This window comes from Pseudomonas sp. CBS (genome assembly GCF_024734645.1).
GTDB lineage: Bacteria > Pseudomonadota > Gammaproteobacteria > Pseudomonadales > Pseudomonadaceae > Aquipseudomonas.
Genome location: NZ_CP102929.1, coordinates 2,309,513 through 2,326,854, shown reverse-complemented (window position 1 = coordinate 2,326,854; position 17,342 = coordinate 2,309,513). Strand labels below are relative to the sequence as shown.

16 protein-coding genes are annotated in these 17,342 nt (G+C 60.2%); 11 read left to right on the top strand and 5 right to left on the bottom strand.

The features are described 5' to 3' along the window. The first annotated feature begins 186 nt into the window (after positions 1–186). Complete coding sequence (locus NVB75_RS10275) at positions 187–741, top strand: GNAT family N-acetyltransferase (RefSeq protein WP_258347067.1); 555 nt, start codon at positions 187–189, stop codon at positions 739–741. Beyond that, a complete protein-coding gene (locus tag NVB75_RS10270) occupies positions 741–2,309 on the top strand; it encodes an alkaline phosphatase (protein WP_258347066.1) in 1,569 nt (522 codons plus the stop codon). Before NVB75_RS10275 ends, NVB75_RS10270 begins: the two co-directional genes overlap by 1 nt. A 177-nt stretch (positions 2,310–2,486) precedes the next feature. Here NVB75_RS10270 and NVB75_RS10265 read toward each other — a convergent pair whose 3' ends face one another. Then, positions 2,487–3,113 (bottom strand): alanyl-tRNA editing protein, encoded by a 627-nt coding sequence (locus NVB75_RS10265; RefSeq protein WP_258347065.1) that lies wholly within the window; start codon positions 3,111–3,113, stop codon positions 2,487–2,489. Between the two features lie 91 nt (positions 3,114–3,204). Between NVB75_RS10265 and NVB75_RS10260 the strand changes: the two genes are divergently transcribed. Continuing rightward, positions 3,205–4,137: a LysR family transcriptional regulator gene (locus NVB75_RS10260; protein ID WP_258347064.1), complete on the top strand. Its 933-nt coding sequence runs from the start codon at positions 3,205–3,207 to the stop codon at positions 4,135–4,137. A gap of 106 nt (positions 4,138–4,243) precedes the next feature. Here NVB75_RS10260 and NVB75_RS10255 read toward each other — a convergent pair whose 3' ends face one another. Both NVB75_RS10255 and NVB75_RS10250 read right to left on the bottom strand, forming a co-directional pair. Next, positions 4,244–4,651 (bottom strand): PA2817 family protein, encoded by a 408-nt coding sequence (locus NVB75_RS10255; protein WP_003217220.1) that lies wholly within the window; start codon positions 4,649–4,651, stop codon positions 4,244–4,246. A gap of 74 nt (positions 4,652–4,725) precedes the next feature. After that, a complete protein-coding gene (locus NVB75_RS10250) occupies positions 4,726–7,173 on the bottom strand; it encodes an acyl-CoA dehydrogenase (RefSeq protein WP_258347063.1) in 2,448 nt (815 codons plus the stop codon). A gap of 191 nt (positions 7,174–7,364) precedes the next feature. Between NVB75_RS10250 and NVB75_RS10245 the strand changes: the two genes are divergently transcribed. The 4 genes from NVB75_RS10245 (at position 7,365) to NVB75_RS10230 (ending at position 10,549) form a co-directional block, all read left to right on the top strand. Next, the gene (locus NVB75_RS10245) at positions 7,365–8,024 is read left to right on the top strand and encodes a transglutaminase family protein (protein WP_258347062.1); all 660 of its coding nucleotides are present in this window, start codon (positions 7,365–7,367) and stop codon (positions 8,022–8,024) included. A gap of 57 nt (positions 8,025–8,081) precedes the next feature. Continuing rightward, entirely contained in the window at positions 8,082–8,705 is a 624-nt protein-coding gene (locus NVB75_RS10240; protein ID WP_258347061.1) for a glutathione S-transferase family protein, read from the top strand. 135 nt (positions 8,706–8,840) lie between these two features. Continuing rightward, on the top strand, positions 8,841–9,773 hold the full coding sequence (locus tag NVB75_RS10235) for an ABC transporter ATP-binding protein (RefSeq protein WP_017480239.1): 933 nt from the start codon (positions 8,841–8,843) through the stop codon (positions 9,771–9,773). Further along, the gene (locus tag NVB75_RS10230; protein ID WP_003217229.1) at positions 9,770–10,549 is read left to right on the top strand and encodes an ABC transporter permease; all 780 of its coding nucleotides are present in this window, start codon (positions 9,770–9,772) and stop codon (positions 10,547–10,549) included. Before NVB75_RS10235 ends, NVB75_RS10230 begins: the two co-directional genes overlap by 4 nt. Before the next feature lie 893 nt (positions 10,550–11,442). Here NVB75_RS10230 and NVB75_RS10225 read toward each other — a convergent pair. Then, positions 11,443–11,988, bottom strand: coding sequence for a TetR/AcrR family transcriptional regulator (locus NVB75_RS10225; protein ID WP_258347060.1), 546 nt, complete (start codon positions 11,986–11,988; stop codon positions 11,443–11,445). 91 nt (positions 11,989–12,079) lie between these two features. On the opposite strand from NVB75_RS10225, the gene NVB75_RS10220 reads away from it, so the two are divergent. The 4 genes from NVB75_RS10220 (at position 12,080) to NVB75_RS10205 (ending at position 16,831) form a co-directional block, all read left to right on the top strand. Then, positions 12,080–13,273, top strand: a complete 1,194-nt coding sequence (locus NVB75_RS10220; RefSeq protein WP_258347059.1) for an MFS transporter — start codon at positions 12,080–12,082, stop codon at positions 13,271–13,273. 41 nt (positions 13,274–13,314) lie between these two features. Next, entirely contained in the window at positions 13,315–13,626 is a 312-nt protein-coding gene (locus tag NVB75_RS10215; RefSeq protein ID WP_063028285.1) for a cupin, read from the top strand. 106 nt (positions 13,627–13,732) lie between these two features. Continuing rightward, on the top strand, positions 13,733–14,887 hold the full coding sequence (locus tag NVB75_RS10210; protein WP_258347058.1) for a TDT family transporter: 1,155 nt from the start codon (positions 13,733–13,735) through the stop codon (positions 14,885–14,887). Between the two features lie 69 nt (positions 14,888–14,956). Continuing rightward, positions 14,957–16,831 carry an MFS transporter gene (locus tag NVB75_RS10205; RefSeq protein ID WP_258347057.1) on the top strand — a complete coding sequence of 625 codons (1,875 nt, stop codon included), beginning with the start codon at positions 14,957–14,959 and terminating at the stop codon, positions 16,829–16,831. 121 nt (positions 16,832–16,952) lie between these two features. Here NVB75_RS10205 and sugE read toward each other — a convergent pair whose 3' ends face one another. After that, positions 16,953–17,267, bottom strand: coding sequence for a quaternary ammonium compound efflux SMR transporter SugE (gene sugE, locus NVB75_RS10200; RefSeq protein ID WP_003190128.1), 315 nt, complete (start codon positions 17,265–17,267; stop codon positions 16,953–16,955). Positions 17,268–17,342 lie beyond the last annotated feature (75 nt).

The window sequence follows — 17,342 nt, the reverse complement described above, 5'->3', positions numbered from 1 at the left end:
GCTACCCCACCGTTGATTAGGGGCGACACGCTAGCAACCAAAAATGACCGAATGGTTAACTTTAATTTAAGCTTTTAAGGCTCTAGGACGCGTCTTACAGACGACTCGTGGGTCTATTTATCTACGTAATGAAACTGACACGACGCGGGTACATTCTTGGAGAATTTATTTCGCGAGTCCCTCTGCATGAGCATTGCACTGCCGCATTTATCTACCCCGCGCCTGCTGTTGAAGCCTCTGCAAAAGGAGCAGGCCGAGACGTTGTCGGTGCTGGCCAACGATCCCGATATTGCGAACAACACGGCTGCGATTCCATCGCCTTACACCTTGGAAACCGCACACGTCTTTATTGATGGTCAGGCAGAGAATTACCGCTCGGGGCATTCACTGGGACTGGGTATTCACCTGCGGGAAACCGGCGAATTGATCGGCGTGATCAGCCTCAGGTTGTCTGCGGCTCATAGGAGTGGGCACCTCGGGTATTGGGTGGCCGCCCATTGTCGACGCCAGGGTTATGCCGCCGAAGCAGCGGCGCAGATCATGGCGTTTGGGTTTAGGGAATTGGCGCTGCAGCGTGTGGGCAGCCAGTGCTTTGCCCGTAACAAAGCGTCCGCTCGGGTCATGGAAAAAATCGGCTTGGGTTACGAAGGGTGCATGAAGGGCGCCTTCCTCAAGAACGGGGTCCACGAGGACATGTTGTTGTACGGCCTGGTGCGTGCCGACTGGACGGAGCGCGGTTGATGAGTGTGGATCACGACCGCCGTCGCGTACTGGGCGGGCTGGCGATTGCCACCGCGTTTTCGATCCTCAGTCCTTTTGCCCGCAGTGCCGGTATCGACTATCCCTTCACCCTCGGCGTAGCTTCAGGCGACCCACTGCCCGATGGTTTCGTGATCTGGACGCGCCTCGCGCCGTTGTTCAATGCCGCAGACGGTCGCGGCGGATTGAACCGAGCAGTGCCGGTGCGCTGGAAGGTGGCCAGCGATGCGGCGATGACGCGGGTTGTGCGCCAGGGCGAGGTGATGGCCAGCGAGCGTTTCGCCCATTCGGTGCATGTGGAAGTCGCCGGGCTGGAAGCGGGTCGACCGTACTGGTACCAGTTTGAAGGTCTCGGCGCGCAAAGCCCGGTGGGGCAGTCGCGTACGGCCCCGGCGGTGCATGCCATGGCGTCGGCGCAGTTGGGTTTTGTCTCCTGCTCCCATTGGGAGCGAGGCTACTTCAGCGCCTATCGTCACTTGGCGGCCGAGCAGCCCGACCTGGTGTTTTTCCTCGGTGATTACATCTATGACAGTTCCTACGCGGCCGACTCCGGCAAGATTATCCGCCCCCACGGCAGCGGCAATGCGCTGAACCTGGTGGATTACCGCAACCGTTACGCCCTGTACAAGACCGATCCGGATTTGCAGGCACTGCATGCCGCGGCGCCGAGTGTGGTCACCTGGGACGATCACGAAGTGCAAAACGACTATGCCAATCAGTGGTCCCAAGACCCGAAGATCCCGGTGGCGAGTTTTCTCAAGCAGCGGGCGGCGGCCTACCAGGCGTTCTACGAACACATGCCGCTGCGGACGAGCAGCCTGCCGCGAGGGCCGGACATGCGCATTTATCGGCGTTTGGACTACGGCCGACTGGCGTGTTTCCATGTACTGGACGGTCGTCAGTACCGCTCCGAACAGCCGTGCATTCTGGCCAATGGCAGCCACAAGGGCCATGTGGCCGCGAATACCTGTGCCGACCTGCGCGATCCCCGTCGCACCATGCTCGGCTGGGATCAGGAAGCGTGGCTGGATCAGGGCTTTGCCGAGTCCCGGGCGCAATGGAACGTGATCGCCCAGGACCTGTTGGTCGCGCCGCTCACACAACGAGACCTGACCAACCACAAGCCTGGCCGCTGGACCGATGGCTGGGATGGTTACATGGCCAACCGTGAACGGATGCTTGCTTCGATGGTGCGCAGGAAGGTGAATAACCCGGTGTTCTGGGGTGGCGATATTCACTCGTTCTGGGCGACGGACCTGCACGCTGACGGAGGAAACCTGGATTCGCCGGTGGTCGCGACCGAATTTGTCGGCACCTCGGTGACCTCTGACGGGCCGCCGTTTGAGGCGTTCAGTGCGATTCTGCCCCTCAATCCCCATGTGAAGTTTTTCGACAGCCGCCAGCGCGGCTATGTGTCGGTGGCGCTTGAAGAGAAGAGCATGCTGACGCACTTCCGGGTGATTTCTGATCCCAAGGATCCGAATGCCAGTGTCTCGACCCTCAAGTCGTTTGTGGTGGAGCCGGGCAGGGCGGGAGCGATTGCGGTTTGACTCGCTGAGGAGGGCTTTCGTGGCGAGGGGGCTTGTCCCCCGTTGGGCTGCGAAGCGGCCCCAAAAATCTCATGTCGAGTTCTCCTGTGGAAAGGTGATTACCTTCTGGGTCCGCTTCGCAGCCCAACGGGGACAAACCCCCTCACCACAGGTTGTTTGCCAGCCTGAAGATGTTTCTCAATCCAGGGTATAGCGCACCGACAACGCACCCTTTTTCTCGGAGAGGGCCAGGATCGTCACTTGGCCCACGTCCCCCAATGCCTGCACATGCGTACCGCCGCAGGCATAGGCCGGCAGCTCGCCAAAACCCACTTCCCGCGTGCCTTCATCCAGTGCCATATGGCGTGGCAGGTTAGCGGCGATCCATTGGTCGACTTGTCGCTGAATCGCCTCGGCGTCCATGGGGTGAGCCGAAGTCCCGCGAATAAAGGTGATCTTGCCTTCGCCCGGCCAGTGATGGGCCTTGATTGGCATCCAGCCCAGGGTCTCGCCGGCATTGCCGATCAGGTGCCCGGCTGAATGCAGGCGCGTGTGCAGGTTACGGCGGTCTTCGTCGACGCGTGCCAGGATCGCGCCGGGCCCTACAGGGCGGTCGACGTAATGCACGACATGATCACCTTCCTGCACCACCTTCAACACTTGGCTGTCCCCCAGCCAGCCGGTGTCGCAAGGCTGGCCGCCACCTTGGGGGTGGAAGATCGTTGACTGCAGGATTACCGCAAATTGGTTATCAAAAGGTGTGCATCCCAGCACTTCAAGTTCGGCATTCAGGTGGTCATGGGTAAAAAACAGGCGCTGGGTCATCATCTACATCCGCATCAGGGTTTCTATCCGGCAGTATAAGAAGTGCGCCAATGGGTGATAATCCGTTCAAATCTCAATGGACTTGTGCGTCATGAGCATCAATCTTCCCTTGCCACTGCTCGGCGAAATGGCGATTTTCGTCAAGGTGGTGGAAACCGGCAGCTTCTCCGAGGCCGCCCGCCAGATGGGGGCATCGCCGTCCTCCGTGAGCCGCAGCATCTCGCGCCTGGAAAAAGCCCTGGCGACTCGCCTGCTGCAACGCACCACGCGCAAGTTGCGCCTCAGCGAAGGGGGCGAAGAGGTATTCAAGCGCTGCCAGGAAATGGTCAGCGCCGCGCGTTCGGTGATGGAAATCAGCGGGCAGTACACCCATGAAGCCGAAGGGCTGGTGCGGGTCAGCGTGCCCAAGGCGGTGGGGCGGTTTGTGGTGCATCCGCATATGCCGGAGTTTCTGCGGCGTTATCCCAAGGTCGATGTGCAATTGATCCTTGAGGACCGGCATGTTGACCTGATTGATGACAATGTCGACCTGAGCATCCGCATCACCGACAGCCCGCCGCCGGGCCTGGTGGGGCGCCAATTACTACCTATCGAACACTTGATCTGCGCCACGCCGCAGTACTTGGCCGAGCACGGTTCGCCGCAGCATACCCATGATTTGCTCGAGCACAGTTGCATCTACCTGGGCGAGACGCCGGGGGATGCACGCTGGAAGTTTCGCCAGGGCAGCAAGGCAGTGACGGTCGGGGTGCGCGGGCGGTATGTGGCCAATCACACCGGGGTGCGACTGGATGCGGTGTTGCAACATGTAGGGATTGGTAGCTTGCCGTATTTCACGGCGCGGCATGCGCTGGAAGCGGGGGAGGTGGTGCAGGTGTTGCCAGGGTGGGATTTTATTGCGTCGTACCACGGGGATGCCTGGTTGCTGCATTCGCCGACGCGGTATCTGCCGCCGAAGTTGCGGGTGTTTATTGATTATCTGGTGGAGTGCATGGCTAAAGAGCCGACGCTGAAGAAACTGTAGGAGCGAGCTTGCTCGCGATGGACGTTAACGATAACGCGTGCATCCTGAATGCACGCGGCGCCTTTGAGTCCTTCGCGAGCAAGCTCGCTCCTACAGTTGGTCCGTGTTAGTGCTTGGGCTGGTCATTGGACATGGCCAACAACTGCTTTTCCTGGTTCCAGTCGAACGGTTCGTCGTTCTGTTCAGCTTCGAAGCGACGCTCTTCCAGGGCCTGGTACAGGTCCAGTTCGTCGTCGGGCATGAAGTGCAGGCAGTCGCCACCAAAGAACCACAGCAAGTCACGCGGCACCAGGTGGGCAATTTGCGGGTAGCGCAGGATGACCTGGCTCATCATGTCCTGGCCCAGGTACTGGCTTTCGATCGGGTCGATGGGCAGCAGGGCGCGCAGTTCATCGAAGCGCTCCAGGAACAGAAGGTGGCTTTCCTCGGGAACCTGTTCGGCCTCGCCGACGGCAACCAGGATGCTGCGCAGGTGGTCGAGCAAGACGAGATGATCGGCAACGACATTGGACACGAGATAAGTCCTCAAGAGCAAAACGGGCGCGAGAGTATATAGCTCAAGCGCCCGTTTTTATATGACCGCTCGGATCAGCGGACTTTTCCCTCAGCCTGGCTCAGCTCTTCCTTGCTGAAATCATCCACGTCGATCACCTTGCGTCGCGCCGCTTCGGCGTCACGCAGGGTTTGCGCCTCGGCCGGTTGCAGCACGCCGGCATGCAGCGCGGCGTCGATGGCGTGTTCGCCTGCGGTCGGTTTGACCTGGCCGCTCTTGAGGCCTTCGTGGAGTTTTTTCTGCAACGGGTGGCTGTCGGCCAACAGGTCGTAGGCATGTTGCAGGGCGCCCACCGGATCTTCTGCGGACTGTGGGCGATAGCAGCCCGCCAGCACTGCCTCCAGGGCCGGGTCTCCCTTGGCGCGCCCAATCACCGCGGCCACTTCTGCATCCAGCGCATCGGACGGGCCCTTATGGCGACGACCGAACGGGAACACGATCACCCGCAACAGACAACCCAGCACCTTGCTCGGGAAGTTGGTCAGCAGTTCATCCAGTGCACGCTCGGAGTGGCCAAGGCTTTCTTCCATAGCCCAGGCGAACAGCGGTTCCAGGTGGTCTGGCGAGTCCAGGTCGTGATAACGCTTGAGCGCTGCCGACGCCAGGTACATATGGCTCAGCACATCACCGAGACGTGCCGACAGGCGTTCGCGACGTTTCAACTCGCCGCCCAGCAGCATCATGCTCAGGTCCGCCAGCATCGCAAATGCAGCAGCCTGACGGTTGAGTGCGCGGAAGTAGCCCTGGCTCAAGCGATTGCCCGGGGCTTTCTCGAAGTGGCCGAAACCGAGGTTCAGCACCAGGGTGCTGGCGGCGTTGCTCACGGCAAACCCGATGTGCTGCAGCAGCAGTCCGTCGAATTCCTTAAGGGCCTGGTCATGGTCTTCGCGACCGGCCAGGGCCATTTCCTTGAGCACGAACGGATGGCAACGAATCGCACCCTGGCCGAAGATCATCAGATTGCGCGAGAGGATATTCGCGCCTTCCACGGTGATGAAGATCGGCGCACCTTGCCAGCTGCGGCCCAGGTAGTTGTTGGGCCCCATGATGATGCCCTTGCCGCCGTGCACGTCCATCGCATGGCTGATGCACTCGCGGCCGCGTTCGGTCAGGTGATACTTGAGGATCGCCGACAGCACCGAGGGTTTTTCTCCCAGGTCGACGGCATTGGCGGTGAGCATTCGCGCGCTGTCCATCAGCCACGCGTTGCCGCCGATACGGGCCAGGGCTTCCTGGATACCTTCAAAGGCTGACAACGGTACGTTGAACTGCTCGCGCACCTGGGCATATTGGCCGGTCACCAGGCTGGTGAACTTGGCCGCGCCGGTGCCGACCGCAGGCAGGGAAATCGAACGGCCCACCGACAGGCAGTTCATCAGCATCATCCAGCCCTTGCCGAGCATTTCCTGGCCGCCGATCAGGAACTCCAGGGGAATGAACACGTCCTTGCCGGAGTTGGGGCCGTTCATGAATGCGGCACCCAGCGGCAGGTGACGGCGGCCAATTTCAACGCCCGGGGTGTCGGTGGGGATCAGCGCGAGGCTGATGCCGAGGTCTTCTTTATCGCCCAGCAGATGGTCCGGGTCGTGGGCCTTGAAGGCCAGGCCAAGCAGAGTCGCCACCGGGCCGAGGGTGATGTAGCGTTTTTCCCAGTTCAGGCGCAGGCCGAGGGTTTCCTTGCCTTCCCATTCGCCTTTGCAGATCACCCCGGTGTCGGGCATGGAGCCGGCATCGGAGCCCGCCAGCGGGCCGGTCAGGGCAAAACACGGGATATCGTCGCCACGGGCCAGGCGTGGCAAGTAATGGTTGCGTTGTTCATCGGTGCCGTAGTGCAGCAGCAATTCGGCCGGGCCGAGGGAGTTGGGCACCATGACCGTGGAGGCGAGGTCGCCGCTGCGGGTTGCCAGCTTCATCGCGACCTGGGAGTGGGCATAGGCGGAGAAGCCCTTGCCGCCGAATTCCTTGGGGATGATCAGGGCAAAAAAGCCATGCTGCTTGATGTGTTCCCAGGCGGCGGGCGGCAGGTCCATGGCCTGGCCGATTTCCCAGTCGGTGACCATGGCGCACAGTTCTTCGGTGGGCCCGTCGATGAAGGCTTGTTCTTCCTCGGTCAGTTGCACTTTGGGATAGGCCAGCAACTTGTCCCAGTCGGGGCGGCCGCTGAACAGCTCGCCGTCCCACCACACGGTGCCGGCGTCGATGGCGTCGCGCTCGGTCTCGGACATCGGCGGCAGGACTTTCTGAAACCAGTTGAACAGCGGCGCGGTGAAGTACTTGCGACGCAGGTCCGGCAGCAGCAGCGGGGCGGCCACCACGGCAATCAGCACCCAGAAGATCAACAGCAACCAGCCTGGAGCATGGCTGAAGGCGCCCATCGCCAAGAGGTAGACGGCGACCACGCCGATGGCGGGCAGGGGCGCGATGCGCCGGTGCGCCAGGTAGGCAATGCCCACCACCAGAACCAGTATCCACAACAACAGCATATTCAATCCTCCGTGAAACCAGGTGCGAAATCACCTCAGAGCTTAGTCGGCATCCGAACAAGCGGGGTGACGAGGGTGTTACGTGGTGTGCCGGCAAAGATCAGCACCAGGCGCCGACATTTGGCCGAATCGTCGTTATCCCAGGTGCAGGCCTGTGGTTAGACTCAGGGCTTGCCTCGGAGATTAACCTCATGAATGCGTACTTGAATCCCGGCCGCTTCATCGATAGTGACCACCCTGCGGTGGTGGAGTTCGCCGAAAAACATCGCGGTTCGAGTGCCGCGCCCCGTGACCAGGCAGTCAGTCTTTACTACGCCGTTCGCGAGGCCGTGCGCTACAACCCCTACACCTTCAGCCGCGACCCGCAAACCCTCAGCGGCAGCTTCGCACTGGCGGCCGGCGAGAGTTATTGCGTGCCCAAGGCGACGCTATTGGCGGCGTGCGCAAGGCACTGCGGGATTCCGGCACGCATCGGCCTGGCCGACGTGCGCAACCACCTCTCGACGCCTCGTTTGATCGAGCTGCTAAGAAGTGACGTATTTGCCATGCACGGCTACACCGAGCTGTATCTGGATGGCCGTTGGGTCAAGGCCACGCCCGCATTCAACCAGCAACTGTGTGAACTGTTCGACGTGCCACCCCTGGAGTTCGACGGCATCCACGACAGTGTTTTCCACGCCTTCAACCGCAAGGGCCAGCGTTCCATGGAGTACGTGGTGGACCATGGGCAATTTGCCGAGGTGCCCGAGGAATTCTTCTTCGCCCACATTCAGAAATGTTACCCCCACCTGTTTGGCGAGCAGATGCCGATCCTGATGGGGGACATGCAGAGTGATTTAAGCCGGACGTGATCCGGCGTATGCTGCCCCGGCATTCATCCAACCATCTTTTTCAAAATCGGGGCGGTCATGCTGAAAATCTGGGGTCGTAAAAATTCGTCAAATGTCAGGAAAGCACTGTGGTGCGCCGAGGAGCTCGGCCTGGACTATGAGGCAATTGATGCGGGCGGGGCTTTTGGTGTGGTCGACACACCGCAATACCGCTCACTGAATCCCAATGGCCGCGTGCCGATGATTGAAGATGGCGACTTTGTGCTGTGGGAATCCAACACCATCGTGCGCTATCTGGCTGCCAGGCATGCGCCGGATTCGAACTGGTACCCCGGCGACCTGCAAGCCCGCGCCAACGCCGAAAAGTGGATGGACTGGACCACCTCGACCCTGGCCGAACCCTTCAAAACCGTGTTCTGGGGCGTATTGCGTACCCCTGCTGAAAAGCAGAACTGGGACACCATCAACGCCGGTCGCCAGGTTTGCATCGACGTATTGCAGACGGTGGATCAGGCCTTGGCGACGCAACCTTACCTCTCCGGCAAAGAGATCGGCATGGGTGATATTCCCTTGGGCTGTTTCATCTATGCCTGGTTCGAGATGCCCATCGAACGCCCCTCGATGCCGAACCTGGAGGCCTGGTACCAGCGCCTGCGCCAGCGCCCGGCCTATCAAAAAGCGGTCATGACCGCGTTGACCTGATACCCACTATTAATACGGGTGACTGTACTTGTGCGGCGCGGACAAGCACCATGCTTGTCACGCGCAGCCGTTGTATTCCGTGCGGTCTGCCCTCATGTAACAATTCTATTCCTCTTCTTTGGTGCGTAATCCGATATGAGTTCCGCTCTGTCCATCCGGCAGCTAACCAAAACCTACGGCAACGGTTTCCAGGCCCTGAGTGGTATCGATCTGGACGTCGCCGAAGGTGATTTCTTCGCCTTGCTCGGCCCTAACGGCGCCGGCAAATCCACCACCATCGGCATTCTCTCGACCCTGGTCAACAAGACCACCGGTACGGTGAACATCTTTGGCCACGACCTGGATAAATCCCCTGCGGCGCTCAAGCGCAGCATCGGCGTGGTGCCCCAGGAGTTCAACTTCAACCAGTTCGAAAAGACCTTCGATATCGTCGTGACCCAAGCCGGTTACTACGGCATCCCGCCGAAGATCGCCAAGGAGCGCGCCGAGCAATACCTCACCCAACTGGGGTTGTGGGACAAGCGCGACGTGCCTTCCCGCTCCCTGTCTGGCGGCATGAAGCGCCGCCTGATGATCGCCCGCGCCCTGGTTCACGAACCGCGCCTGCTGATCCTCGACGAACCGACGGCGGGTGTGGACATCGAACTGCGTCGCTCGATGTGGACCTTCCTCACCGAGCTGAACCAGAAAGGCATCACTATCATCCTCACCACCCACTACCTGGAAGAGGCTGAGCAGCTGTGCCGCAACATCGGCATCATCGACCACGGCACCATCGTCGAAAACACCAGCATGCGTAACTTGCTGAGCCAGTTGCACGTTGAGACCTTCCTGCTCGACCTGAAAAACGACATGACGGTTGCGCCCCAGTTGATCGGCTACCCGAATCGCCTGGTGGACAGCCACACCCTGGAAGTCCAGGTGGATAAAGCCGTGGGCATCACCGCGTTGTTCGGCCAGTTGGCCACCCAGAACATCGAAGTGCTGAGCCTGCGTAACAAAACCAATCGCCTTGAGGAGTTGTTCGTGTCCCTGGTGGAGAAAAATCTGGCGAAGGTGGCGGTATGAGTTCGGAACTGCAACCCAACCTTGTCGCGCTGCAGACCATCGTCTACCGCGAAGTGAAGCGCTTTACCCGGATCTGGCCGCAAACCCTGCTGCCGCCGGCGATCACCATGGTTTTGTACTTTGTGATCTTCGGTAACCTGATTGGTCGGCAGATTGGTGATATGGGTGGTTTCACCTATATGGAGTACATCGTGCCGGGGTTGATCATGATGTCGGTGATTACCAACTCCTACGGCAACGTGGTGTCGAGCTTTTTTGGCAGCAAGTTCCAGCGGTCCATCGAGGAATTGATGGTGTCGCCGGTGTCGCCTCATACGATTTTGATCGGCTACACATTGGGCGGTGTGCTGCGCGGGTTGATGGTTGGGGTGATTGTGACGCTGCTGTCGTTGTTCTTTACCCATTTGCAGGTGCATCACCTGGGGATCACCTTGCTGGTGGTGGTGCTGACGGCGACGATCTTTTCGTTGCTGGGGTTCATCAACGCGGTGTTTGCGCGCAACTTTGATGATATTTCGATTATTCCGACCTTTGTGCTGACGCCGTTGACGTACCTGGGTGGGGTGTTTTATTCGATCACCTTGCTGCCGCCGTTCTGGCAGACGGTGTCGTTGGCTAACCCGGTTTTGCATATGGTTAACGCGTTTCGCTATGGGATCCTGGGCGTTTCGGATATCAAGATCAGTGTGGCGATCACGTTTATGCTGGTGGCGACTGTGGTGCTTTATGTGGGGTGCGCGCGGTTGCTGGTGAGTGGGCGTGGGATGCGCACCTAAGCGTTTAGATGTAATGAGAAACGGCCTCCAGATGAGGTCGTTTTTTTTGGGGGTTGGTTTGAGTACATATCCGTTTTTTCGGTAACGGCCACCTATGGTTCCGCTCTTACAGCGGCTCACTTTGGAAAAGCCCCAAAGTAAGCAAAGGGCTCTGCCCCGCCTGTCGGCGCCTCGCTTAGGCTCGGCGTTCCCTCACTCCGGCACCGCGAAGCGGGCCGCCGCGACGGGCCATCCATGGCCCGGCGCGGCTAAACCGGCGTCCTGCCGGTTTACCCGCTCCGCAATACCTGCGTTCGGCCTCGGGCTTATTGGGGCAGTCAGATCAAGATCAAAAGCAAAAGCAAAGCGGCCTCCCGGCCGGCTTGAGTGTTAAAAGCAAAAGCAAAGACCAGAGCGAAAACAGATCTGCTTTTCTGTGGGAGCGGGCTTGCTCGCGAAAAACCTGAGAGCGCCGCGTTCATCCAGAATGCCCGCGTCATCGTTAACGACCTTCGCGAGCAAGCCCGCTCCCACATTTTTTGGACCGTGCCCGCTTTAGATTTTGATTTGGCTTTTGCTCTTCAACACTCAAGCCGGCCGGGAGGCCGCTGTGCTTTTGATCTTGATTTTGATCTTAGGCGCCCCGTTAAACCACGCTGGCCGAACGCAGGCTTTGGAGCGTGGGTAACCTGGCAGGACGCCAGGTTAGCCGCGCTGGGCCAAGGATGGCCCATCGCGGCGGCCCACGGTCCAAAGCCGGAGTGAGGGCACACCGAGCCTAAGCGAGGTGCCGAGTGGTGGGGCAAGAGCGTTTTGCTTACTTTTGCGCTCTTCAAAAGTGAGCCGCTGTAAGAGCGGAACCATAAGTGGCCGTTACCGCAGCAACGGATATACACCCAAACCCAAAAACCACCTCACCCCCCCAACGCCAACTCAATCAGCTCATGCAGCTCCTCAACCTCCAACGGTACAGTAGAAAACAAACTGCGAAACACGGTGGGCGCAACGATCAGGTTGATCAGCCGATCCACGCTGGGCACAATTTCGGCGTCGCTGGAATAACGATCCAGGATCGTCTCCAACTGCCCGGTGAGAATCCCCACGCAATACCCCGGCGCCTGACTGCATTGCACATCGCGCATCATCTCCCGACCAAGATCCGAGCTCATTTCATCGCGATACTGCTCACCCCAAGCCCGCAGGTCGCCGCGCAGGCTGCCAGTGTTGGCCGGCTCACTGTCCGGCCGCAGCCGAGCCATGGCGACATCCGCCAACAGCGCAGCAAGGTCACCCCAACGGCGGTAGATAGTCGAGGGCGTAACCCCGGCGCGCGTGGCTATCTGCGGCACGGTCACGCTGGAACGGTCCTGCTCGTCGAGCAATTCACGCACCGCCGAATGCACTGATTCCTGAACCCGGGCACTACGGCCCCCCGGGCGGAGCCCTTCTTTTATCGCCATGCGTAAAACCTTAACACAAAGAATTTGCTTTAAGCGCCATCCAGTAGCACACTCCGCAAAAGCAAAATATTAGCTTTAGCGGAGCGTGCCCATGTCCAGCGTTACTTCCCACCGTTCCAGCCTGGTGTTCCTCGCGATCACCTTGCTCACGTTCCTCGCCGCCTCCAGCGCGCCCACGCCGTTGTACCACCTCTATCAGGAAGGCCTGCATTTTTCGGCAGCAATGCTGACCCTGGTGTTCGGCGTCTACGCCTTGAGCCTGCTGGCGGCCTTGCTGACCGTAGGTTCGTTGTCGGACCACCTGGGACGCAAACCGGTAATTTTTGCCGCGCTGTTCCTCGATATGCTGGCGATGCTGCTGTTTATCAATGCCGACAGCGTCGGCTGGCTGATTGCCGCCCGCACGGTACAAGGCTTTGCCACCGGCATGGCCACCGCCGTGTTGGGCGCCGCGCTGCTCGACACCGACCGCCAGCAAGGCCCGCTGATCAACAGCGTAGCGCCTTTGTTGGGCATGGCTTGTGGCGCCATGGGCTGCAGCCTTCTGGTGGAGTTCGCGCCGATGCCGACCACGTTGATTTACTGGACCCTGCTCGTGTTGATGATCCTGCAAGCGCTGTACGTCTGGCGCCTGCCGGAAACAGTCAGCCGGATTCCGGGCGCGCTGGCCTCGCTGTGGCCCACCTTGCATGTGCCGCCCCAGGCGCGCCGTGCATTGTGGATCTCGCTGCCGGTGGATGTAGCGGTGTGGGCCATGGGCGGCTTTTACCTGTCCCTGGCGCCCTCGCTGGTGCGGGCGGCCACCGGGTCCACCTCGAACCTGATCGGCGGCGGGCTGGTGGCGGTGTTGACGCTGAGCGGCGCGGTGATGATTTTCAGTCTGCGCAACCGCCCGGCAGACAAGGTCCTGCGATTGGGCGCCGTGCTGTTGGCGGTGGGAGTTGCGCTGATCCTCACGGCCGTCCACAGCGCCAGCCTGCCGCTGTTCTTCATGGCCACGCTGATCGCCGGCGCAGGCTTTGGTTCGGGATTCCTCGGTGCACTGCGCAGCGTCTTGCCGTTGGCCTTGCCCCATGAGCGGGCCGGCTTGATGTCGGCGTTCTATGTGCTGAGTTACCTGGCGTTCTGCGTGCCGTCGCTGTTGGCGGGCAACTTGACGCGCACCTTCGGTTTGATCGCCACGACCGATGGTTACGGCGTGGTGCTGATCGTATTGGCGCTTGGTGCGTTGGTGGCGTTGCTATTGCAGGATTTGGCGCGGAGCAGGGCGACGGCGGGTAATTGATTCGGTAATAATCCGCCAACCGTACGCCATGGGATTCACACATGAAGATCATCCGCAGCAAGGACTTCACCGGCAGCCGCGCCTGGGAGGCGCTGGACATCGCCAACATGAACGGCATCACCACCCGGTTGCACTGGACCGACCAGCCGTACCGCTGGCACGTGAATGATGGGGAAGAAGTGTTCGTGGTGCTCGACGGCCAGGTGCAGATGCACTACCGCGAAAACGGCACCGAACAGATGGCCTTGCTTCAAGTAGGCGACATCTTCTACGCCAGTGTCGGCACCGAGCATGTGGCCCATCCGCAGGGCCCCGCACGGATTCTGGTGATTGAATCCGAGGGCAGTGTTTAACGGTATATCTGCAAAACAGATAACAGTTAGAGATATTACCCGTTATATAGATATTCGATTGGGTTCTACCATGGTCTCAACCTCATACGAGGAAGAGGAATTCACCATGACTTGTCCCAATACGCTCCAAAGCAGCTTGAAACCTTTCAGTCACCTGACCCGTCCCCGGGAAGTGATTCGCCAGTTCACCCCCAACTGGTTTGCCGCCACCATGGGCACCGGGGTGCTGGCGTTGGCGCTGGCGCAATTGCCGGTCAGCGTATCGGGGTTGCATGCCGTCGCCGAAGGGCTGTGGCTGTTTACTATCGGCCTGTTTGTGCTGTTCAGCGTGCTGTACGCGGCGCGCTGGGTGATGTTTTTCCACGAGGCGCAGCGCATTTTCGGGCACTCCACGGTGTCGATGTTCTTCGGCACCATTCCCATGGGCCTGGCGACCATTATCAACGGCTTCCTGGTGTTCGGCCTGCCGCGCTGGGGTGATGGCGTGGTGCAACTGGCCGAAGTGCTGTGGTGGCTGGACGTGGCGATGGCCCTGGCCTGCGGGGTATTGATCCCGTTCATGATGTTCACCCGCCAGGAACACAGCATCGACCAGATGACCGCCGTATGGCTTTTGCCGGTGGTGGCCGCTGAAGTCGCCGCTGCCAGTGGCGGCCTGCTCGCGCCGCACCTGGCCGATGCCCATTCGCAACTGGTGATGCTGGTGACCAGCTACGTGCTGTGGGCGTTTTCCCTGCCGGTAGCGTTCAGCATCCTGACCATCCTGATGCTGCGCATGGCCCTGCATAAACTGCCTCACGCCAATATGGCCGCGTCGAGCTGGCTGGCCCTCGGCCCCATCGGTACCGGCGCCCTGGGCATGCTGGTGTTGGGCGGTGATGCTCCAGCCATCTTTGCAGCAAATGGCTTGCCCGGTGTTGGCGAGATGGCCAACGGCATTGGCCTGGTGGCGGGGATCACCCTGTGGGGCTTCGGCTTGTGGTGGATGCTGATCGCGGTGCTGATCACCGTGCGTTACCTGCGGGCGGGCATTCCGTTCAACCTTGGCTGGTGGGGTTTCACCTTCCCGTTGGGTGTGTACTCGCTGGCCACGTTGAAACTGGCGAGCACCTTGCACCTGGGTTTCTTCAGTATTGTCGGCAGTGTGCTGGTGGCGGCGCTGGCGTTGATGTGGCTGATCGTTGCCAAGCGCACGGTGCAAGGTGCCTATAAAGGCGAGCTTTTTGTATCGCCGTGTATTGCAGGACTAGCGAATAAGTAAGCGGGATTAGGTAAAGTCGTGGCCTGGAAAAACCAATAACAGTCTTCAGGCCACGCAGGAACACGGACGATGAGCCACCCCTCGCAATTCACATTGCTGCGCAAACGGCGTTTCCTGCCGTTCTTCATTACCCAGTCCCTTGGGGCGTTCAACGACAATATCTTCAAGCAGTCGTTGATCCTGGCGATTCTCTACAAGCTGACCATCGACGGTGATCGCTCGATCTGGGTCAACCTCTGCGCCTTGCTGTTTATCCTGCCGTTCTTCCTGTTCTCGGCCCTGGCCGGGCAGTTTGGCGAGAAGTTCAATAAGGACGCGCTGATCCGGGTGATCAAGATCGGCGAGATCGTGATCATGTCCGTCGGCGCGGTGGGCTTCATGTTCAACCACCTGGAACTGATGTTGCTGGCGCTGTTTGCCATGGGTACGCACTCGGCGCTGTTCGGGCCGGTGAAGTACTCGATCATGCCCCAGGCCCTGCACGAAGATGAGCTGGTGGGCGGCAACGGTCTGGTGGAGATGGGCACGTTCCTCGCCATCCTGGCCGGCACCATCGGCGCCGGGATCATGATGTCTTCCACCCATTACGCGCCGGTGGTTTCCACCGCCATCGTCGGCATCGCGGTGCTGGGTTACCTGGCCAGCCGCAGCATTCCGCGCGCGGCGGCGTCCAGCCCAGAGATGCGCCTGAACTGGAACATCTTCAGCCAGTCCTGGGCTACCCTCAAGCTGGGCCTGGGGCAGACGCCGGCGGTGTCGCGCTCGATTGTCGGCAACTCGTGGTTCTGGTTTGTCGGCGCGATCTACCTGACCCAAATCCCGGCCTACGCCAAGGAATGGATGTACGGCGACGAAACCGTGGTTACGCTGATCCTCACGGTGTTCTCGGTGGGCATCGCTCTGGGTTCGATGCTGTGCGAAAAGCTCTCCGGGCGCAAAGTCGAGATCGGCCTGGTGCCGTTCGGCTCGTTCGGTTTGACCGTGTTCGGCCTGCTGCTGTGGTGGCATTCCGGCGGGTTCCCGCAGAACGTCCAGGCCAACGATTGGATCGCGGTGCTGAGCTACGGCCAGGCGTGGTGGGTGTTGTTCGATATCCTCGGCCTCGGCGTATTCGGCGGCTTCTATATCGTGCCGCTGTACGCACTGATCCAGTCGCGTACCGCCGAGAACGAACGGGCGCGGGTGATCGCGGCCAACAACATCCTCAACGCGCTGTTCATGGTGGTCTCGGCAATTGTGTCGATCGTCTTGCTGAGCATGGCCAAGCTGTCGATCCCCGAGCTGTTCCTGGTGGTGTCGCTGCTGAACATCGCGGTCAACGCCTACATCTTCAAGATCGTGCCCGAGTTCACCATGCGTTTCATGATCTGGCTGCTCGGCCACTCCATGTACCGAGTCGAGCATAAGAACCTGGAGCTGATCCCGGACGAGGGCGCGGCATTGCTGGTGTGCAATCACGTGTCATTTGTCGATGCGCTGTTGATTGCCGGTTCGGTGCGTCGGCCGATTCGCTTTGTCATGTACTACAAGATCTACAACTTGCCGGTGCTGAACTTTATCTTCCGCACTGCCGGGGCGATTCCGATTGCCGGGCGGCATGAGGACATCCAGATCTACGAAAAGGCGTTCCAGCGGATTGCCCACTACTTGAAAGACGGTGAACTGGTGTGCATCTTTCCGGAAGGCAAGCTGACCTCCGATGGCGAGATGAACGAGTTCCGCGGAGGGGTGACGCGAATTCTTGCAGAGACGCCGGTGCCGGTGATTCCGATGGCGTTGCAGGGGTTGTGGGGGAGTTTCTTCAGTCGCGATCCGAACAAGGGCTTCTTTCACCGGATCTGGTCACGGGTGACCTTGGTGGCCGGCGCGCCGGTGACGGTAGAGGCGGCGACGCCCGAGGCGTTGCATGGGGTGGTGGGGGAATTGCGCGGGGGTGTCAGGTAGTTGATCGTTCCCACGCTCTGCGTGGGAATGCCGCCGTGGACGCTCTGCGTCCGCTTTTAGAGTCGTGACGCGGAGCGTCACAGGATGCGTTCCCACGCAGAGCGTGGGAACGATCTGGTGCCTAAGCGCTGATCTTGAGCCCAATGAGCCCGCAGATAATCAACGCCACACTGGCCAGTCGAAACAACGCCATGGACTCCCCGAACAGGATAATCCCGGCAATCACCGTGCCCACCGCACCGACTCCGGTCCAGATGGCATAGGCGGTGCCCAGCGGCAGTTCCTTCATGGCCAGCCCCAACAGTCCGAGGCTGACGGCCATGGCGGCAATCGTCAGGGCCGTGGGCAGTGGCTTGCTGAAACCATCGGTGTATTTCAGTCCGACGGCCCAGCCGACTTCAAACAGTCCGGCAAAAAACAGAATGATCCAGGACATGATGACCTCCCTTCTTAGGTGGGGTCGTCCCCGGATTAATCGCTTGATTGCGTCGCGAGGTCGTCCCCGCGAAGC